Source organism: Rhodococcus sp. 14-2483-1-2, assembly GCF_002259405.1.
Taxonomy (GTDB): domain Bacteria; phylum Actinomycetota; class Actinomycetes; order Mycobacteriales; family Mycobacteriaceae; genus Rhodococcoides.
In genome coordinates this window covers 164122-178485 of the sequence record NZ_NPFW01000017.1, presented here as the reverse complement: position 1 = coordinate 178485, position 14364 = coordinate 164122, and the positions used below count along the sequence as shown (strand labels likewise).

Genomic DNA, 14364 nt, shown 5'->3' with positions numbered 1-14364 from the left:
GAGAAACGGGATCCCGCTCGACGGGCCGAATAGTGGACGCTCAGCGCACCAGAGAAACCCGACTACCCGCGCAGGCGACCGGCCGCAGCCTCGATGCGCTCGTCCGTAGCCGTCAGTGCGATGCGCACGTGGTGGGCACCGTCGGGACCGTAGAACTCCCCGGGTGCGGCGAGGATTCCGCGCTGTGCGAGCCAGTCGACGGTGTCGCGGCACGGTTCGCCCCGCGTTGCCCAGAGGTAGAGCCCGGCCTCGGAGTGATCGACGGTGAATCCCGCTGCCTCGACGGCCGCCTTCAGAGTCGTTCGACGGGCGCGGTATCGCTCGCGCTGGATGTTCTCGTGCTCGTCGTCGGCCAGTGCAGCGGTCATGGCGGCCTGGATCGGCAACGGCACCATCATGCCCGCGTGCTTGCGCACCTCGAGCAGCTCGGCGACGAGGGAGGCATCTCCGGTCACGAAGCCGGCGCGGTAGCTGGCCAGGTTCGAGGTCTTCGAAAGCGAATGCACGGCAAGGAGATTGGTGTGATCACCGTCGCACACACGCGGATCGAGGACGGATACGGCGTCGGCATCCCACGTCAGACCGAGGTAGCACTCGTCCGAGACGACGATCGCGTCACGTTCACGGGCCCAATCGACGACCTTGCGCAGGTGATCGACTCCGAGCACCTTGCCGGTCGGGTTGGACGGTGAGTTGACGAAGATCAGCGACGCACGCTCGGGCCCCAGTCGATTGAGGCCGTCGGCCCGGATCGTCCGCGACCCTGCTAGCAGCGCCCCCACTTCGTATGTGGGATATGCCAATTCGGGGATGACGACCAGGTCGTCGGGCCCCAGGCCGAGAAGAGTCGGCAGCCAGGCGATCATTTCCTTGGTGCCGATGGCGGGCAACACTGCGTCGGTCGAAATGCCGGTGATGGAGTAGCGGCGCTCGAGCGCCGCCACCGCGGCCTCCCGCAGCGCCACGGTGCCGACGGTCGTCGGGTAACCGGGTTCATCCGCAACAGAATTCAGCGCTGCACGGATCACCTCTGCGACCGGATCCACCGGTGTACCGACCGACAGATTGACGATGCCGTCCGGATGAGCCGAGGCCTTCTCCTTGGCGGCGGTCAGCGAGTCCCATGGAAAATCGGGCAGCCCCGCTGCCACCGCTGTGCGCACCAAGATCGTCAGTTCTCGCCCATGGGAGGCAGAGCCTTGATGAAGGGAGGGTCGTAGTCGGTCTTGCCGAGCTTCGCCGCTCCGCCGGGAGATCCCAGGTCGTCGAAGAAGTCGACATTGGCACCTACGTACGCGCTCCACTGCTCGGGAACGTCGTCCTCGTAGAAAATGGCCTCGACGGGGCACACCGGCTCGCAGGCTCCGCAGTCGACGCATTCGTCGGGGTGGATGTACAGCATTCGGTTACCCTCGTAGATGCAATCCACCGGGCACTCTTCGATGCACGCTTTGTCCAGTACATCTACGCACGGTTCTGCAATCGAGTAAGTCACTGCTGCTCTCCCCTCCTGTATCGATCGTGGGCGCTCGCGCGCCCTGAGCATCCTAGTATCGCCGTCCGAACCTGAAGCAAACCGAGCAGGGTGACCTCACCTGGCTCGGGCGGCTATCCCCGCAGTCGCTTCGCCGGTGAGCTTTCGCCGATGGCAGCGGCCTTACGGTGGGCGGCGAGCCACTTACGTCCCTGTTTCGCAGCACGCGAGAGAGCGCCGCGCTCGCCGAGATATCCGGCGACACCTCCGACGAGCGGGATGGCACCGAGGACGCGGTAGACCCCACGCGGATGCGGACGCTTCTCCAACTCACCGGAGACGTCGCGCAGCACGTTCGCGATCTGCCACATGCCGCGCAGCAACGCGAACGGACCCGACTTGGGGGACTCTTCCTTCTTCGCCGGAACACTGTCGGCCAGGGACGTCAGATCACGCTTGCACAGCACCGATCCGAGCAGCTCCACGTGCGTCTCGCGGTCGGTCACACCCGATTCGCGCGCCACGGCCACGAGCACCATCGCCTGGTTGGCGAACCCGAGCAGATCCTGGATCGGCAGCCGGTTGACCAGGATGCCGAACACACCGGGAAATGCGACGGCAACGGTGTTGAGGGCACCGATGCGATTGACCCACCACTGCGAGCGAGCGTCACTGTCGAGCTTCTCCCAGCCTGCGGTGCCGGGGAAGTCGGTGGTGTCGAAGGCTTTCGCGAGGAAATCGATGACGTTGTCGAGGGTCGAATCGTCCGCAGAGGACTCGCGGAACGTCCGCCCCTTGAGTCCGATCGGGTCCCGTGTGGCCAGGATGTCCAGCACGGGATGAATGATGGCGACGGCGCTGCTCAGCACCGCGGCGACGCGACGGTCGTCCATGTCAGACAAGCTCCATTTCGAGAAGAGGGACCCGAGGGTCAGATCAGGCCGGCAACCGACACGGCCGGGGCCGGGTCGTATGTGGTGGTGCGCTGACGAACCGGTCGTCCGATGCCGTCGGCGATCTCGTGCAGCTCCGCGACGGTCTTCTCCGAACCGTTCTGCGAACCCGCCATCCGTGAGATCGTCTCCTCCATCAGGGTCCCGCCCAGATCGTTCGCGCCTCCGTTCAGCATCGCCTGTGTACCCGTGATTCCCAATTTCACCCACGATGTCTGGATGTTGTCGATTCGGCCGTGCAGCATGATCCTGGCCAGGGCGTGCACCGCGCGGTTGTCCCGGTTGGTCGGGCCGGGTCGCGAGGCCCCGGCCAGATACAACGGCGAGGACTGGTGCACGAACGGTAGCGGCACGAACTCGGTGAACCCACCGGTCTTGTCCTGGATCTTCTTGAGCACGTTGAGGTGACCGACCCAGTGCGACGGATTGTCGACGTGGCCGTACATCATCGTCGAGCTCGACCGCAGGCCCACCTCGTGCGCGGTGGTGATCACTTCGATCCACTCGGCAGCAGGCAGCTTGCCCTTGGTGAGCACCCAGCGGACCTCGTCGTCGAGGATCTCCGCGGCCGTACCCGGGATCGAGTCCAGCCCGGCTGCCCGGAGTTCGGTGAGCCACTCGCGGATCGACTGACCGCCGCGGGATGCGCCGTTGACGATCTCCATCGGCGAGAACGCGTGCACGTGCATCGACGGCACCTTGGCCTTGACCGCACGCACCAGATCGGCGTACCCGGTCACCGGCAGTTCGGGGTCGATGCCGCCCTGCATGCAGACCTCGGTCGCACCGACGACGTGCGCTTCCCACGCTCGATCGGCGACCTCGGCGGTGGACAGGGTGAAGGCATCGGCGTCGCCCTTGCGCTGGGCGAACGCGCAGAAGCGGCACCCGGTGTAGCAGATGTTGGTGAAGTTGATGTTCCGGTTCACCACGTAGGTGACGGTGTCTCCGTTGACCTGCTTGCGCAGATCGTCGGCGAGCGCGGCGACGGCATCCATTCCCGGGCCCTCGGCCGTTGCGAGCGCGAGGTACTGCTCGTCGGACAACCCGGCCGGGTCCTTCTCCGCTGCCGTCAACGCCGACACCAGGTCGCGATCCACCCGCTCGAGCCCGGCGAGATCGCGCACCTGCTCACGAATGGACTCCCAGTCGCCGAAGGCATTCGCCAGATCCGAGCGGGTCTCGGTGTTGCGGCCCTGGGTGTCGATCTCGGTGTTCAGATCGACCCGGCCCGAGGACTCCCACTCCTCGTCCGGCTCCTGCCATGGCAGACCCGTCGGATTCACTCCCTCGCGCGCCATGCCGGTCTCGGGATCGGCGAGGGCCCGCACGTGCGCGGAGATCCGCGGGTCGATCCACGGAGCACCGGCCAGTACGTACTGCGGCTGCGCGGCAGTACGTTCCACGAGCGTGTAACCGGCCGACGCCGACAGTTCGGCCAGGGTGTCGAGATTCGGCCACGGCCGCTCGGGATTGACGTGATCGGGAGTGAGCGGCGAGACGCCACCCCAATCGTCGACGCCTGCGCCCAGCAACGCTGCGGTTTCCTCCGCTGCGACGAGGTTCGGCGGGGCCTGAATCCGCATCGACGGGCCGACCACCATGCGGGTCACCGCGATCGTCGCCAGGAATTCTTCGAGACCTGCATCGGGCACGGACCGCATCGCGGTATCGGACTTGGCCAGGAAGTTCTGCACGATGATTTCTTGCACGTGCCCGAATGACTTGTGCACCTTACGAATTGCCATGATCGACTCGGCGCGGTCGCGCAGCGTCTCGCCGATTCCCACCAGAATTCCGGTGGTGAACGGGATGTTCAGACGACCCGCGTCGGTCAAGGTCCGCAGCCGAACCTCGGGATCCTTGTCGGGGCTGCCGTAGTGCGCCTGCCCCTTTTCCTCGAACAACCGACGCGAGGTGGTCTCGAGCATCATGCCCATCGACGGGGCGACGGGCTTGAGTCGCGAAAGTTCCTGCCACGACATCACTCCGGGGTTGAGATGTGGCAGCAGACCGGTCTCCTCGAGCACCCTGATCGACATGGCGCGCACGTAGTCGAGGGTCGAGTCGTAGCCGCGGGAGTCGAGCCACGCCTTGGCCTCCGGCCACCGCTCCTCCGGCCGGTCACCGAGGGTGAACAGCGCTTCCTTGCACCCGAGTGCGGCACCCTTGCGAGCGACGTCGATGATCTCGTCGGGATCCATGAACATCCCGTGGCCTGCGGCATTCAACTTGCCCGGCACGGTCACGAATGTGCAGTAGTGGCACTTGTCGCGGCACAACCGCGTGATGGGTACGAACACCTTTCGCGAGTACGACACCGTCTTCGGCCGGCCTGCGGATTCGAGTCCCGCATCACGCACCCGGGACGCCGACGCCATCAGATCGGTCAGATCCTCGCCACGGGCGTGCAGCAACACCGTGGCCTCGTCGACGTTGAGAGACACTCCGTCGCGGGCGCGGCGCAACACTCGTCGCATCGCGGAGGGAGCTGGTACGGAGTCCGGTAGAGAAGTCACCCAACGATCATGCGCCTTCCTGGTACGCACGTGCCACCGCAGGGGTCGGTAGTCCGTCGCCGATCCGAACGTCGCCATTCGGTAACGACTCAGGTCGCCCTCGTTCGTACGGGCGGGAAAGCGCACGCCATCGTGGGAAGCTCCTGTTCATGCGCGCTTTCGCCTGCCCGGCCTGCGGCCGACTCGCCCCCTTCGAGTCGCAGAGCTGCCCATCGTGCTCGACGCTCCTCGGCCTTCATCTCCCGTCCAGAACCCTGGTCGCGATCCCGGACGACGAGGTCGTCGTCGACGGGGTGCGCTGGCACCGTTGCGTCAACTGGTCGTGGCAGTGCAACTGGCTGGTTGCCGAGGACTCCGGCAGTGGGCAGTGTGCGGCGGGCCGTCTCATACGCCGCAGGCCCGAGAGCGACGACACGATCGCACTCGAAAAGCTAGCCGACGCGTCCGCTTCCCTCCGTCAGCTTCTCTTCCAGCTGCTGGATCTGGGCCTACCCGTCGATTCGTACCGACAGCGTGACGGCGGCCTGGCATTCGACCTGTTGTCTTCCCGCACATCCGGTCAGCAGGTCACCATCGGCCATGCCAACGGTGTCATCACCATCGACCTGGCGGAGTCCCTCGACGCACACCGCGAGGCCTTGAGGGTGCGGCTTCGCGAACCGTATCGGACCATGCTCGGTCATCTGCGGCACGAGGTCGGCCACTACTACGAGAACATCCTCGTCGAGAACGGTCCGCTCATCGACGACTGTCGAGTGCTGTTCGGCGATGAGCGCGCAAGTTACTCGGACGCGATCGCACGTCACTACAAGTTCGGTGCACCCGAGGACTGGCAGCAGAGTTTCATCTCGGAGTACGCCACGATGCATCCGTGGGAGGACTTCGCGGAGTGCTTCGCCCACTACCTGCACATCACCGACACACTGGCCACTGCGGCCGAGTCCGGAGTGATGCTGCGCGCCGACCTGGCGGCCTGGGCAATGCGAGACGATGTCGCTCCTCGAACGAGCTATCACGACGCAGATCTCGACGACATCCTCGAGGACTGGCAGATCCTGTCGGGAGTGTTCAACAGGGTCAACAGGTCGATGGGCAAGGGCGACCTCTATCCCTTCATCATTCCGCAACCGGTGCACGAGAAGTTGCGGTTCGTGCACCGCGTCGTCACGACCGCGGCACGAACGGACGGCTAGGTTTGCACCCGTGACAACGATGACCGATCCACAGTGGCAACCGTCTCCGCGTGCACGCCTGCTCTGGGCTCTGAGTGCCGGTCTGCTGTGGCTACCGATCTTCGTCGCCCAGATCGTCTGGGCCGTCGTCGACTCGAATGCGACGACGTGGCCCCACGTTGCCGTTCTCGCGGCGACGGTGGTTTTGGCGGCCCTGCACATCGCGGTCGTGCCGCAGTGGCGGTACCGCGTGCATCGCTGGGAGATCAGCGACACCGCGGTCTACACCCGCACCGGCTGGCTGAGCCAGGAGCGACGCATCGCGCCGATCTCGCGGGTGCAGACCGTCGACACCGAACGCGGACCGCTCGACCGGCTGTTGGGGTTGGCAACCGTCACCGTCACGACGGCATCGTCCGCGGGCGCGGTGAAGATCACCGCGCTCGATCAGGATGTCGCGGACAAGACGGTCGCGCGACTGACCGACATCGCCGGCCGTACCGTCGGGGACGCAACGTGACCGCCGGTGACCCGCAGTACCAGGCAGAACTGCTCGCCGTCGAGGAGGAGCAGCCGTGGCTGCGCCTGGACAAGCGCATGTTGTTGGTACATCCGGTGAACGAGGGCATCAAGATTCTGCCGGTGCTGTTGATCTCGTTCTTCGTCGGTAGCCAGAGCGGCAACCACTTCTGGAGTGTCGGCCTGCTCGCGGTCGTCGTGGTGTTCGCGATTCTGCGGTGGTTCACCACCAGCTACCGGATCGGCCCGGTGCACGTGCAACTGCGCACCGGGGTGTTGCAGAAGAAGGTGCTCTCGATTCCGCGCAACAGAATTCGATCGGTCGACGTGGAAGCGAACGTCCTGCATCGCGTACTCGGCCTGTCCATCCTGCGCATCGGCACCGGCCAACAGGCAGGCAGGGGTGAGGCATTCGAGCTCAACGCCCTCGACACCTCACTGGTGCCTGCACTGCGCGAAGATCTGCTGCAGCGAGTCTCGGGACAGATTCCGACGACCGACGGAACATCCAGCGCACCAGCGGATTCCGGCGTGGAGATTGCGCACTGGCAGTTCTCGTGGGTGCGGTTCGCGCCGTTCTCCATCACCGGCATCGTCACCATCGCTGCGGCCGTCGGCGTGCTGTTCCAGTACGGACTCGGGCAGACACTGGCGAAATCGTCGGTGGTCTCCAACAGCATCGACTCAGCGGAGCGATTCGGAATCGCGATGTTCGTCGTCGTGGCGCTGATGGCACTGCTCGTCGTGTCGAGCGTCTTCGCGTGCGTCCGCTACCTGCTGACCTACGCCAATCTGACGGTGACGGACCAGGGACGCACCATGCATGTCAGCCACGGACTGCTGCGCACTCGCCAGTCGACACTCGATCGCAAGCGGCTACGCGGCACCTCTCTGTCCGAACCGCTGCTGCTGCGTGCGGCCGGTGGTGCCAGGCTGGACGCCATCATGACCGGCGTCAGCGCCGAGAAGAAAGAATCGTCGCTGCTGCTCCCCCAGGCCCCACGCGCCGAGGCGCTACGCATGATGACCACCGTGCTCGGCGAGGCCGGACTGCACGGTAGTGCCGATCGTCCTCTGCTCCAGCACGGACCCGCAGCGCGTCGACGCCGCTACACCCGGGCAGTGCTCCCCCTGCTGGTCATCGCCGCCGGCCTGGGAGTTGCACAGTACGTCGGTGCACCGATCCCGGTCCTGGCGTGGATCGCACTCGGGGTGTTGTTCGTTGCCGCATTCGGGCTCGCTCACGATCGCTTCCGCGGCCTCGGCCATGCGGTGCTGCCCGGTTGGCTCATCACCCGACACGGTTCGCTCGACAGGACTCGCCACAGCCTCGAAGCCGCGGGCATCATCGGTTGGACCGTGCGGCAGACGTTCTTTCAGCGTCGCGCCGGGGTGGCGACCATCGTCGCTGCGACTCCCGCAGGCGTCGGACATTACGAGGTGATCGACATCCCCATCGAGAACGCGTGGGCGATGATCGACGCCGTCACCCCCGGAGCCGGGGACGTCTGGCTGCAACGAACCTGAGATGACGCGGCCGCAGAGCATCGAGGAACTCGACCTCGCCGTGTCCGGGTGCCGCGCCTGCCCTCGCCTGGTGCGGTGGCGCGAGCAGGTCGCCGCCGAGAAGCGCGCCGCCTTCGCCGACGAAACATATTGGGGCAAGGCAGTTCCGGGCTTCGGCCCGGCCGATGCATCGATGGCGATCGTCGGACTCGCCCCGGCAGCGCACGGTGCCAACCGCACCGGTCGGATGTTCACCGGGGACAGGAGCGGCGACGTTCTCTATCGCGCGATGCACGCGGTCGGTCTGGCCAGCCAACCCACCGCCACGCACATCGGAGACGGGTTGACACTGAACGGAGTTCGCATCACGGCACCGGTGCACTGCGCTCCGCCGCAGAACAAGCCGACTCCTGCCGAGCGCGACAGATGCAAGCCCTGGCTGGACGACGAATTACGGTTGCTGCGTCCGACGCTGCGGTCGGTGCTGGTCCTCGGAGCCTTCGGCTGGCAGTCCCTGCTGCCCATGCTGGCGGCCAACGGATGGGAGATACCCAGGCCTGCACCGAAATTCGGGCACGGAGTCGAGCTCGACCTGGGGTCGATCACCGTGTTCGCCAGCTATCACGTGAGCCAGCGAAACACCTTCACCGGACTGTTGACTCCGACGATGATCGAGGATGTGCTGCGGGATGCGGGTCGGCATGCAGGCCTGCTGTGATCGCCTTCATGCGGAACATGAACAGCAACACTCCCGCCGGGCCTGCACCCGCGACGATGAGGAGCATCGTGCGCCAATCGGCGAGGAGAAGAACGTCGTTGCCCGGACCACCGAGCATGCACAGCACGATTGCGAACAGCCATCCGAAGAGCGGTGACGCCACCCAGATCGGCCGTTCCGCTACTTTGCGTGCGGCCAGGACCAAGGCGACGTTGGCGATTCCGCCCAGCACTGCGCTGATGGGGAATTGCACCGACCCGAGATAGGTCGGAAGGAAGAAGACCGACAGAATCCCGGACAGGAAGCCGTCGAACACCAGTACTGCGACGGTCGCCCAGGACACCAGGGCGACAGTATTGGATGCGGCCTTCGAGATCATGCACCCAATACTGCCTTGGCCCGGGTTGTTTCAGTGCATCGCATCCGAGAAACCGGGCATCGGCCCTCAGGAAACCGGCGGGTATCCCAGCGAGGTGAGCAAGTTGCTCGCACCCATGGCGATCTGGCCCAGAACGTACTGGTACAGATCTGCCTGTGCGCCGAACTGCGGCTTGAGAGAATCGACGAACGCCACGATCGCGTCCTGCACTACGAAGTTGTACATGTGTGTTCCGCCCCTGCTGTGATGAGATTCATGCTGTGGTTCGTTCAGTGATGCGAAGCACAGCCTAGTACGCCGGCAAACAGGTCGTTCTCCCTGCCCGTCTCATCGGGGCAGAGTTCGCCGCGGACGAGCACGTACTGCTCGTCCAGCAGTATCGGTTGGGCGATGTCGTTGGACAGTGCGTACTCACTACCCGACGGCGCAACGGTGACCTGAGTGGCGTGTGCGCGCAGTGCGTCGCGCTTGGCGTCGAGTACACCGCGGATGTCGATGCCGGTGGTGATCGTGTTCTCGGGAACGCTGGGTAGCTCGCCGGCCTCGGGCATTCTCCAGTGCGCGGGAATCTCCTCGATGGCTGCGAGTCCCGCCTGCAACTGATCATGGCCGGTGACGGTCCAGTAGAACTTCGACACCTCCCAGGGCGACCCGGCCCCGGGGTGGGAATCCGTCCCGCAGACCTCGACGGCCTCGGTCACCAACGAGTGCACCTGCTGATGATCGGGATGGCCGTAGCCGCCCTCGGGGTCGTATCCGACGACCACCTGCGGTCGGAGCTCACGCATCACCGCGACGAGCGCTCCGAGAGCCTCGTCGCGATCGGCGTTGACGAACGCACGCGGCTTGCGGGCAGCAGACGTACCGGCCATTCCCGAATCTCGCCAACGACCGGCTCCACCGAGGAACCGAGGCGGGTTGCACCCCAGCGCCGCGAGAGCGCGATGCAATTCCAGAATTCGATAGCCGCCGAGCTGATCGGCACGGTCGACGACCAGATCGGCCCACGTCTCACCGATCACTTCCCCTTCCTCACCGAGTGAGCAGGTGAGCACCGTGACGTCCGCCCCGGCTCGAACGTAGTGAGCAATGGTGCCGCCGGTGGTGATGGTCTCGTCGTCCGGATGCGCATGCACCAGGAGCAACCGCTGCGGCTCCGTCATGGAAGGCTCCGTGATGGCAGGCTCCGTCATCGTCTGCTCGCTCGTCGACTTGTTCGTCATGGCTCCGCTGCTCGCTGTGTCGTTGTCGTTCGTGTCGACGGGCTCGGTCATCGGGGTGTCCGCATCCACTGCGTTGCGTCGGAGAAGATCCCGACCTCCACCGGGCCGGTCAGCGAGACGCCGGTGATTCCGGGAACGGCAGCCACCACGGACGAGTCCTGCATGATCGGCAACGTCGACGCCAGCGACCACAGCTTGGGCTCGACGTCGTCGGTGGCCACGGACGGCTCGAGTCCGCTCACCAGTGCCCTGTCGATCGTCGGTTGCAGTTCCGGAACGCACAGTCCGGACAGGTTGCGCGGCACCTCGACGCCGTTGCCACTGCCGTCGGCCGGTTCGTCGACGCAGCCGAACCGTGAGGCGAGGGCCGTCGCAGGGTCGACTCCGGCGCTGGTCCATCCGACCACCGCGTCGACCGTTCCGTCGGTCAACGCCGTCGAATACAGCTCGTCGGCGGGCAGTGGCGTGACGGTGGCGTCGATGCCCGCGCCGATGAGTTCGTCGGCGGCGGTCCCGGCGACCGCGAGCGCGATGTCGTCGTTCTCGACGGCACCGATCACGAACCGCAACGCGGTACCGGTCGCGTCCGCGAGGCGGGTGACACTCGGAGCCGGAGCGCCCGTGCTCGTCGGGTCGGGGCTCGTCGTCGGCGCGGCGGTGGTCGTTGCGCTCGGGTTCGGTGTGGATGTCACCACTGCGTCGGGTGTCGGCACGAACCCGGCCCGGTCGAGCAGATCGAGGGCGGCCGTTCTGCCGATGGGGGCAGGAGCGGTCGCGGAATAGCCGGGATCCGACGGCGAGGACAGCTGCGCCGCCGCCCGAAGATCCGTCGCGCCGCCGCCTGCTCCGACCGTGGCCAGAAGATTCGGGTCGAGAAGACCGAATATCCCTTGCCGCACAGCAGAATCGGACATGTTGGGAGCTCGACCGTTGACCGTCATCGACAGCACGCGTGACTGCCTGATGGTGTCGGTTCGCACTCCGGGAATTGCGGACAGCTGAGCTCGCAGAGCCGAGCCCCCGCGAACCTGGGCGATCTGCGCGTCACTGGACCGCAGTGAGTCGGCCAGCTGAGCGGAGGTTCCCCCGCGGCGGATGAGGATCTGGTCGGGTGATGCGGGTCGGTCCCAGAATCGGTCGTTGCGTTCGAGCAGAATCTCGTCCCGACCCCGGTCGACGGTCTTGATGTTGAACCGGGAACCGGAGACCGGCACGTTGTCCGTCAGGCCCCCTTGGAAACCGCCGGGTGAGTCCTTGAGCAGGTGCGAGGGCACCAGATCGGCGAACAGTCGCTGCCAGGCCGGATACTGCGACGAGAGCGTCACGTCGACAGTCTTGCCACCGCCCGAGGACGCCACGTCGCTGATCAGGGCGTACCCCGCCGGATCGACGACACCGGGCTGCGTGATCATCTGCTGCCACAGGTAGCGGAAGTCCTCGGCGGCGATCGGTGCGCTGTCGGACCACTGGGCCTCGTTGCGCAGCTGATAGCGGATGGTGAACGGCGACTGCGACGTCACCTCGGCCGAGACCAGTAAGGACAGGTCCGGCTCCCAGGTGGTCACCCCGGTGTCGGGGTTCCGGACCGGGCGAAACGGGCTGGGCAGCACCAGCGAACTCACCGCTGCAGTGGCGGGCGACTGATCTGCCTGAAGATGTGGGTTGAACCCGATACCGACGTCGTCGATGGCCACGACGACCGGGTCACCGGTCTCGGCCGGAACCATCGTCGTGCTGACCGGAGTCTCGACACTCTCGATCGGGGGCGGCGGATCCGCAGTGCACGCGGTGAGTACCAGAGCGATGGCAGAAACCAGAACCGTCGGCATCAGCACCTTGCGCAACGAGGATCTCCTTCGTAGTCGGCTACCTTCTGCGACAGAAGCGACGCGCACCGCGAGGGTGGCACGTCGCTTCTGCCGCACGAAGTGAGTCTTACAGAGCAGCCTTGTCGCGAGTCTTGCTACGCGAACGCTCACGGGCGCGCTCGTTGGAGTCGAGGTGCACCTTGCGGACGCGGACGACCTCGGGGGTCACCTCGACGCACTCGTCGCCTGCACAGAACTCCATGGCCATTTCCAGATCCAGCTTCTTGGGCTTGGCCAGGGTCTCCATGACGTCTGCGGAGGACTGACGCATGTTGGTCAGCTTCTTCTCGCGGGTGACGTTGATGTCGAGGTCTTCCTGACGCGGGTTGATGCCCACGACCATGCCCTCGTAGGTGTCCGCGCCCGGCTCGACGAAGAACGTGCCGCGATCGGCCAGCTGGATCATCGCGAACGGGGTCACGGTGCCGTGACGGTCCGAGACGAGCGAACCGGTGTGGCGGGCGCGGATCTCACCGGCCCACGGTGCGTAACCGTGGAAGACGGCGTTGGCGATACCGGTGCCGCGCGTGTCCGTGAGGAACTCGGTGCGGAAACCGATCAGGCCACGCGAGGGAACGATGAATTCCATGCGAACCCAGCCTGCGCCGTGGTTCGTCATCTGCACCATCTTGCCCTTGCGAGCGGCGAGCAACTGAGTGACCGCGCCGAGGTACTCCTCCGGTGTGTCGACCATGAGCTCTTCGAAGGGCTCGTGCAGCTTGCCGTCGACCTGCTGGGTGACCACCTGAGGCTTGCCGACGGTGAGCTCGAAGCCTTCGCGACGCATCTGCTCGACGAGGATGGCCAGCGCCAGCTCGCCACGACCCTGGACCTCCCAGGCATCGGGGCGACCGATGTCGAGGACCTTGAGCGAGACGTTACCGATGAGCTCCTGGTCCAGACGGCTCTTGACCATGCGCGAGGTGAGCTTGTGGCCGCTGACGCGTCCGACGAGCGGGCTCGTGTTGGTGCCGATGGTGACCGAGATGGCCGGCTGGTCGACGGTGATGCGAGGCAGCGCGACCGGGTCCTCCAGATCGGCGAGGGTGTCGCCGATCATGATGTCGGGGAAGCCCGCGACGGCGACGATGTCGCCTGCGACGCCGCGCTCACCGGGGACGCGCTCGACGCCGATGGTGTTGAGCAGCTCGGTGATCTTGGCCTTCTGGACGACGGGCTCGCCGTCGACCTCGCGCATCCAGCTCACGGTCTGGCCCTTGGAGAGCTGGCCGTTGTGAATACGCACCAGGGCGAGGCGGCCGAGGAAGGCCGACGCGTCGAGGTTGGTGACGTGCGCCTGCAGCGGTGCGTCGACGTTGCCCTTGGGAGCGGGGACGTAGTTGAGCAGCACCTCGAACAGCTCGTCGAGGTTCTCGGCGTCGGGCGCGTTGCCGTTCTCGGGCTGAACACGCGACGCCTTGCCCTCACGGCCGGAGGCGTAGAGAACAGGAAGGTCGAGGGCGAGCTCGGCTGCCTCGGACGCTTCGTCGTCGAGGTCGGACGCGAGGTCGAGGAGCAGATCGTGGCTCTCCGAGACGACTTCTTCGATACGCGCGTCGGGACGGTCGGTCTTGTTCACGACCAGGATCACCGGGAGCGAGGCGGCGAGCGCCTTGCGCAGGACGAAGCGGGTCTGCGGAAGCGGGCCCTCGGATGCGTCGACGAGAAGGACGACGCCGTCGACCATGGACAGGCCGCGCTCGACCTCTCCGCCGAAGTCGGCGTGGCCGGGGGTGTCGATCACGTTGATGACGGTGATGGTGCCGTCGGCATTGCGCTTGTGAACGGCCGTGTTCTTGGCCAGGATCGTGATGCCTTTTTCTTTTTCGAGGTCACCCGAGTCCATGACGCGGTCGATCGCTTCGGCACGTTCCTCGAACGCGCCTGACTGCCGGAGCATGGCGTCGACCAGGGTGGTCTTGCCATGGTCGACGTGTGCAACGATGGCTACGTTGCGAAAAGTGGTGGTGCTGTCGATGTTGTCTGCACTGCTTGGGGCGCTCACGCGAAAAATTCTCCTGGAGTCGAATGCG

At 65.7% G+C, this 14364-nt stretch carries 13 protein-coding genes; 4 read left to right on the top strand and 9 right to left on the bottom strand.

Going from position 1 to position 14364, the window contains the following annotated elements:
- Nucleotides 1-62: 62 nt before the first annotated feature.
- The 4 genes from dapC to CH295_RS16220 form a co-directional block, all read right to left on the bottom strand.
- A complete protein-coding gene (gene dapC / locus CH295_RS16235) occupies nucleotides 63-1166 on the bottom strand; it encodes a succinyldiaminopimelate transaminase (RefSeq protein WP_094741294.1) in 1104 nt (367 codons plus the stop codon).
- A gap of 5 nt (nucleotides 1167-1171) precedes the next feature.
- Nucleotides 1172-1495 (bottom strand): ferredoxin, encoded by a 324-nt coding sequence (gene fdxA, locus CH295_RS16230; RefSeq protein ID WP_008714223.1) that lies wholly within the window; start codon nucleotides 1493-1495, stop codon nucleotides 1172-1174.
- A gap of 113 nt (nucleotides 1496-1608) precedes the next feature.
- Nucleotides 1609-2367: a hypothetical protein gene (locus CH295_RS16225; protein ID WP_094741293.1), complete on the bottom strand. Its 759-nt coding sequence runs from the start codon at nucleotides 2365-2367 to the stop codon at nucleotides 1609-1611.
- A 38-nt stretch (nucleotides 2368-2405) separates the two neighbouring features.
- Entirely contained in the window at nucleotides 2406-4946 is a 2541-nt protein-coding gene (locus CH295_RS16220; RefSeq protein WP_502694504.1) for a bifunctional FO biosynthesis protein CofGH, read from the bottom strand.
- 149 nt (nucleotides 4947-5095) lie between these two features.
- On the opposite strand from CH295_RS16220, the gene CH295_RS16215 reads away from it, so the two are divergent.
- The 4 genes from CH295_RS16215 to CH295_RS16200 all read left to right on the top strand — a co-directional run bounded on the left by CH295_RS16215 (nucleotide 5096) and on the right by CH295_RS16200 (nucleotide 8861).
- Nucleotides 5096-6139 carry a zinc-binding metallopeptidase family protein gene (locus CH295_RS16215; protein WP_094741291.1) on the top strand — a complete coding sequence of 348 codons (1044 nt, stop codon included), beginning with the start codon at nucleotides 5096-5098 and terminating at the stop codon, nucleotides 6137-6139.
- Between the two features lie 19 nt (nucleotides 6140-6158).
- On the top strand, nucleotides 6159-6638 hold the full coding sequence (locus CH295_RS16210; protein ID WP_037191476.1) for a PH domain-containing protein: 480 nt from the start codon (nucleotides 6159-6161) through the stop codon (nucleotides 6636-6638).
- Between the two features lie 77 nt (nucleotides 6639-6715).
- A complete protein-coding gene (locus CH295_RS16205) occupies nucleotides 6716-8164 on the top strand; it encodes a PH domain-containing protein (protein WP_094741367.1) in 1449 nt (482 codons plus the stop codon).
- A 1-nt stretch (nucleotide 8165) separates the two neighbouring features.
- Nucleotides 8166-8861, top strand: coding sequence for a uracil-DNA glycosylase (locus CH295_RS16200; RefSeq protein WP_094741290.1), 696 nt, complete (start codon nucleotides 8166-8168; stop codon nucleotides 8859-8861).
- On the opposite strand, the gene CH295_RS16195 is transcribed toward CH295_RS16200, so the two are convergent.
- The 5 genes from CH295_RS16195 to typA form a co-directional block, all read right to left on the bottom strand.
- A complete protein-coding gene (locus CH295_RS16195; RefSeq protein ID WP_037191473.1) occupies nucleotides 8788-9240 on the bottom strand; it encodes a hypothetical protein in 453 nt (150 codons plus the stop codon). The two genes, CH295_RS16200 and CH295_RS16195, sit on opposite strands and share 74 nt — an antisense overlap.
- A 66-nt stretch (nucleotides 9241-9306) precedes the next feature.
- On the bottom strand, nucleotides 9307-9465 hold the full coding sequence (locus CH295_RS27835; protein WP_170945935.1) for a hypothetical protein: 159 nt from the start codon (nucleotides 9463-9465) through the stop codon (nucleotides 9307-9309).
- Nucleotides 9466-9509: 44 nt separating this feature from the next.
- Nucleotides 9510-10433 (bottom strand): N-acetyl-1-D-myo-inositol-2-amino-2-deoxy-alpha-D-glucopyranoside deacetylase, encoded by a 924-nt coding sequence (mshB, locus tag CH295_RS16190; RefSeq protein WP_502694508.1) that lies wholly within the window; start codon nucleotides 10431-10433, stop codon nucleotides 9510-9512.
- Nucleotides 10434-10510: 77 nt separating this feature from the next.
- Nucleotides 10511-12292: an ABC transporter family substrate-binding protein gene (locus CH295_RS16185; protein WP_037191471.1), complete on the bottom strand. Its 1782-nt coding sequence runs from the start codon at nucleotides 12290-12292 to the stop codon at nucleotides 10511-10513.
- 106 nt (nucleotides 12293-12398) lie between these two features.
- The gene (gene typA, locus CH295_RS16180; protein WP_037191470.1) at nucleotides 12399-14336 is read right to left on the bottom strand and encodes a translational GTPase TypA; all 1938 of its coding nucleotides are present in this window, start codon (nucleotides 14334-14336) and stop codon (nucleotides 12399-12401) included.
- Nucleotides 14337-14364 lie beyond the last annotated feature (28 nt).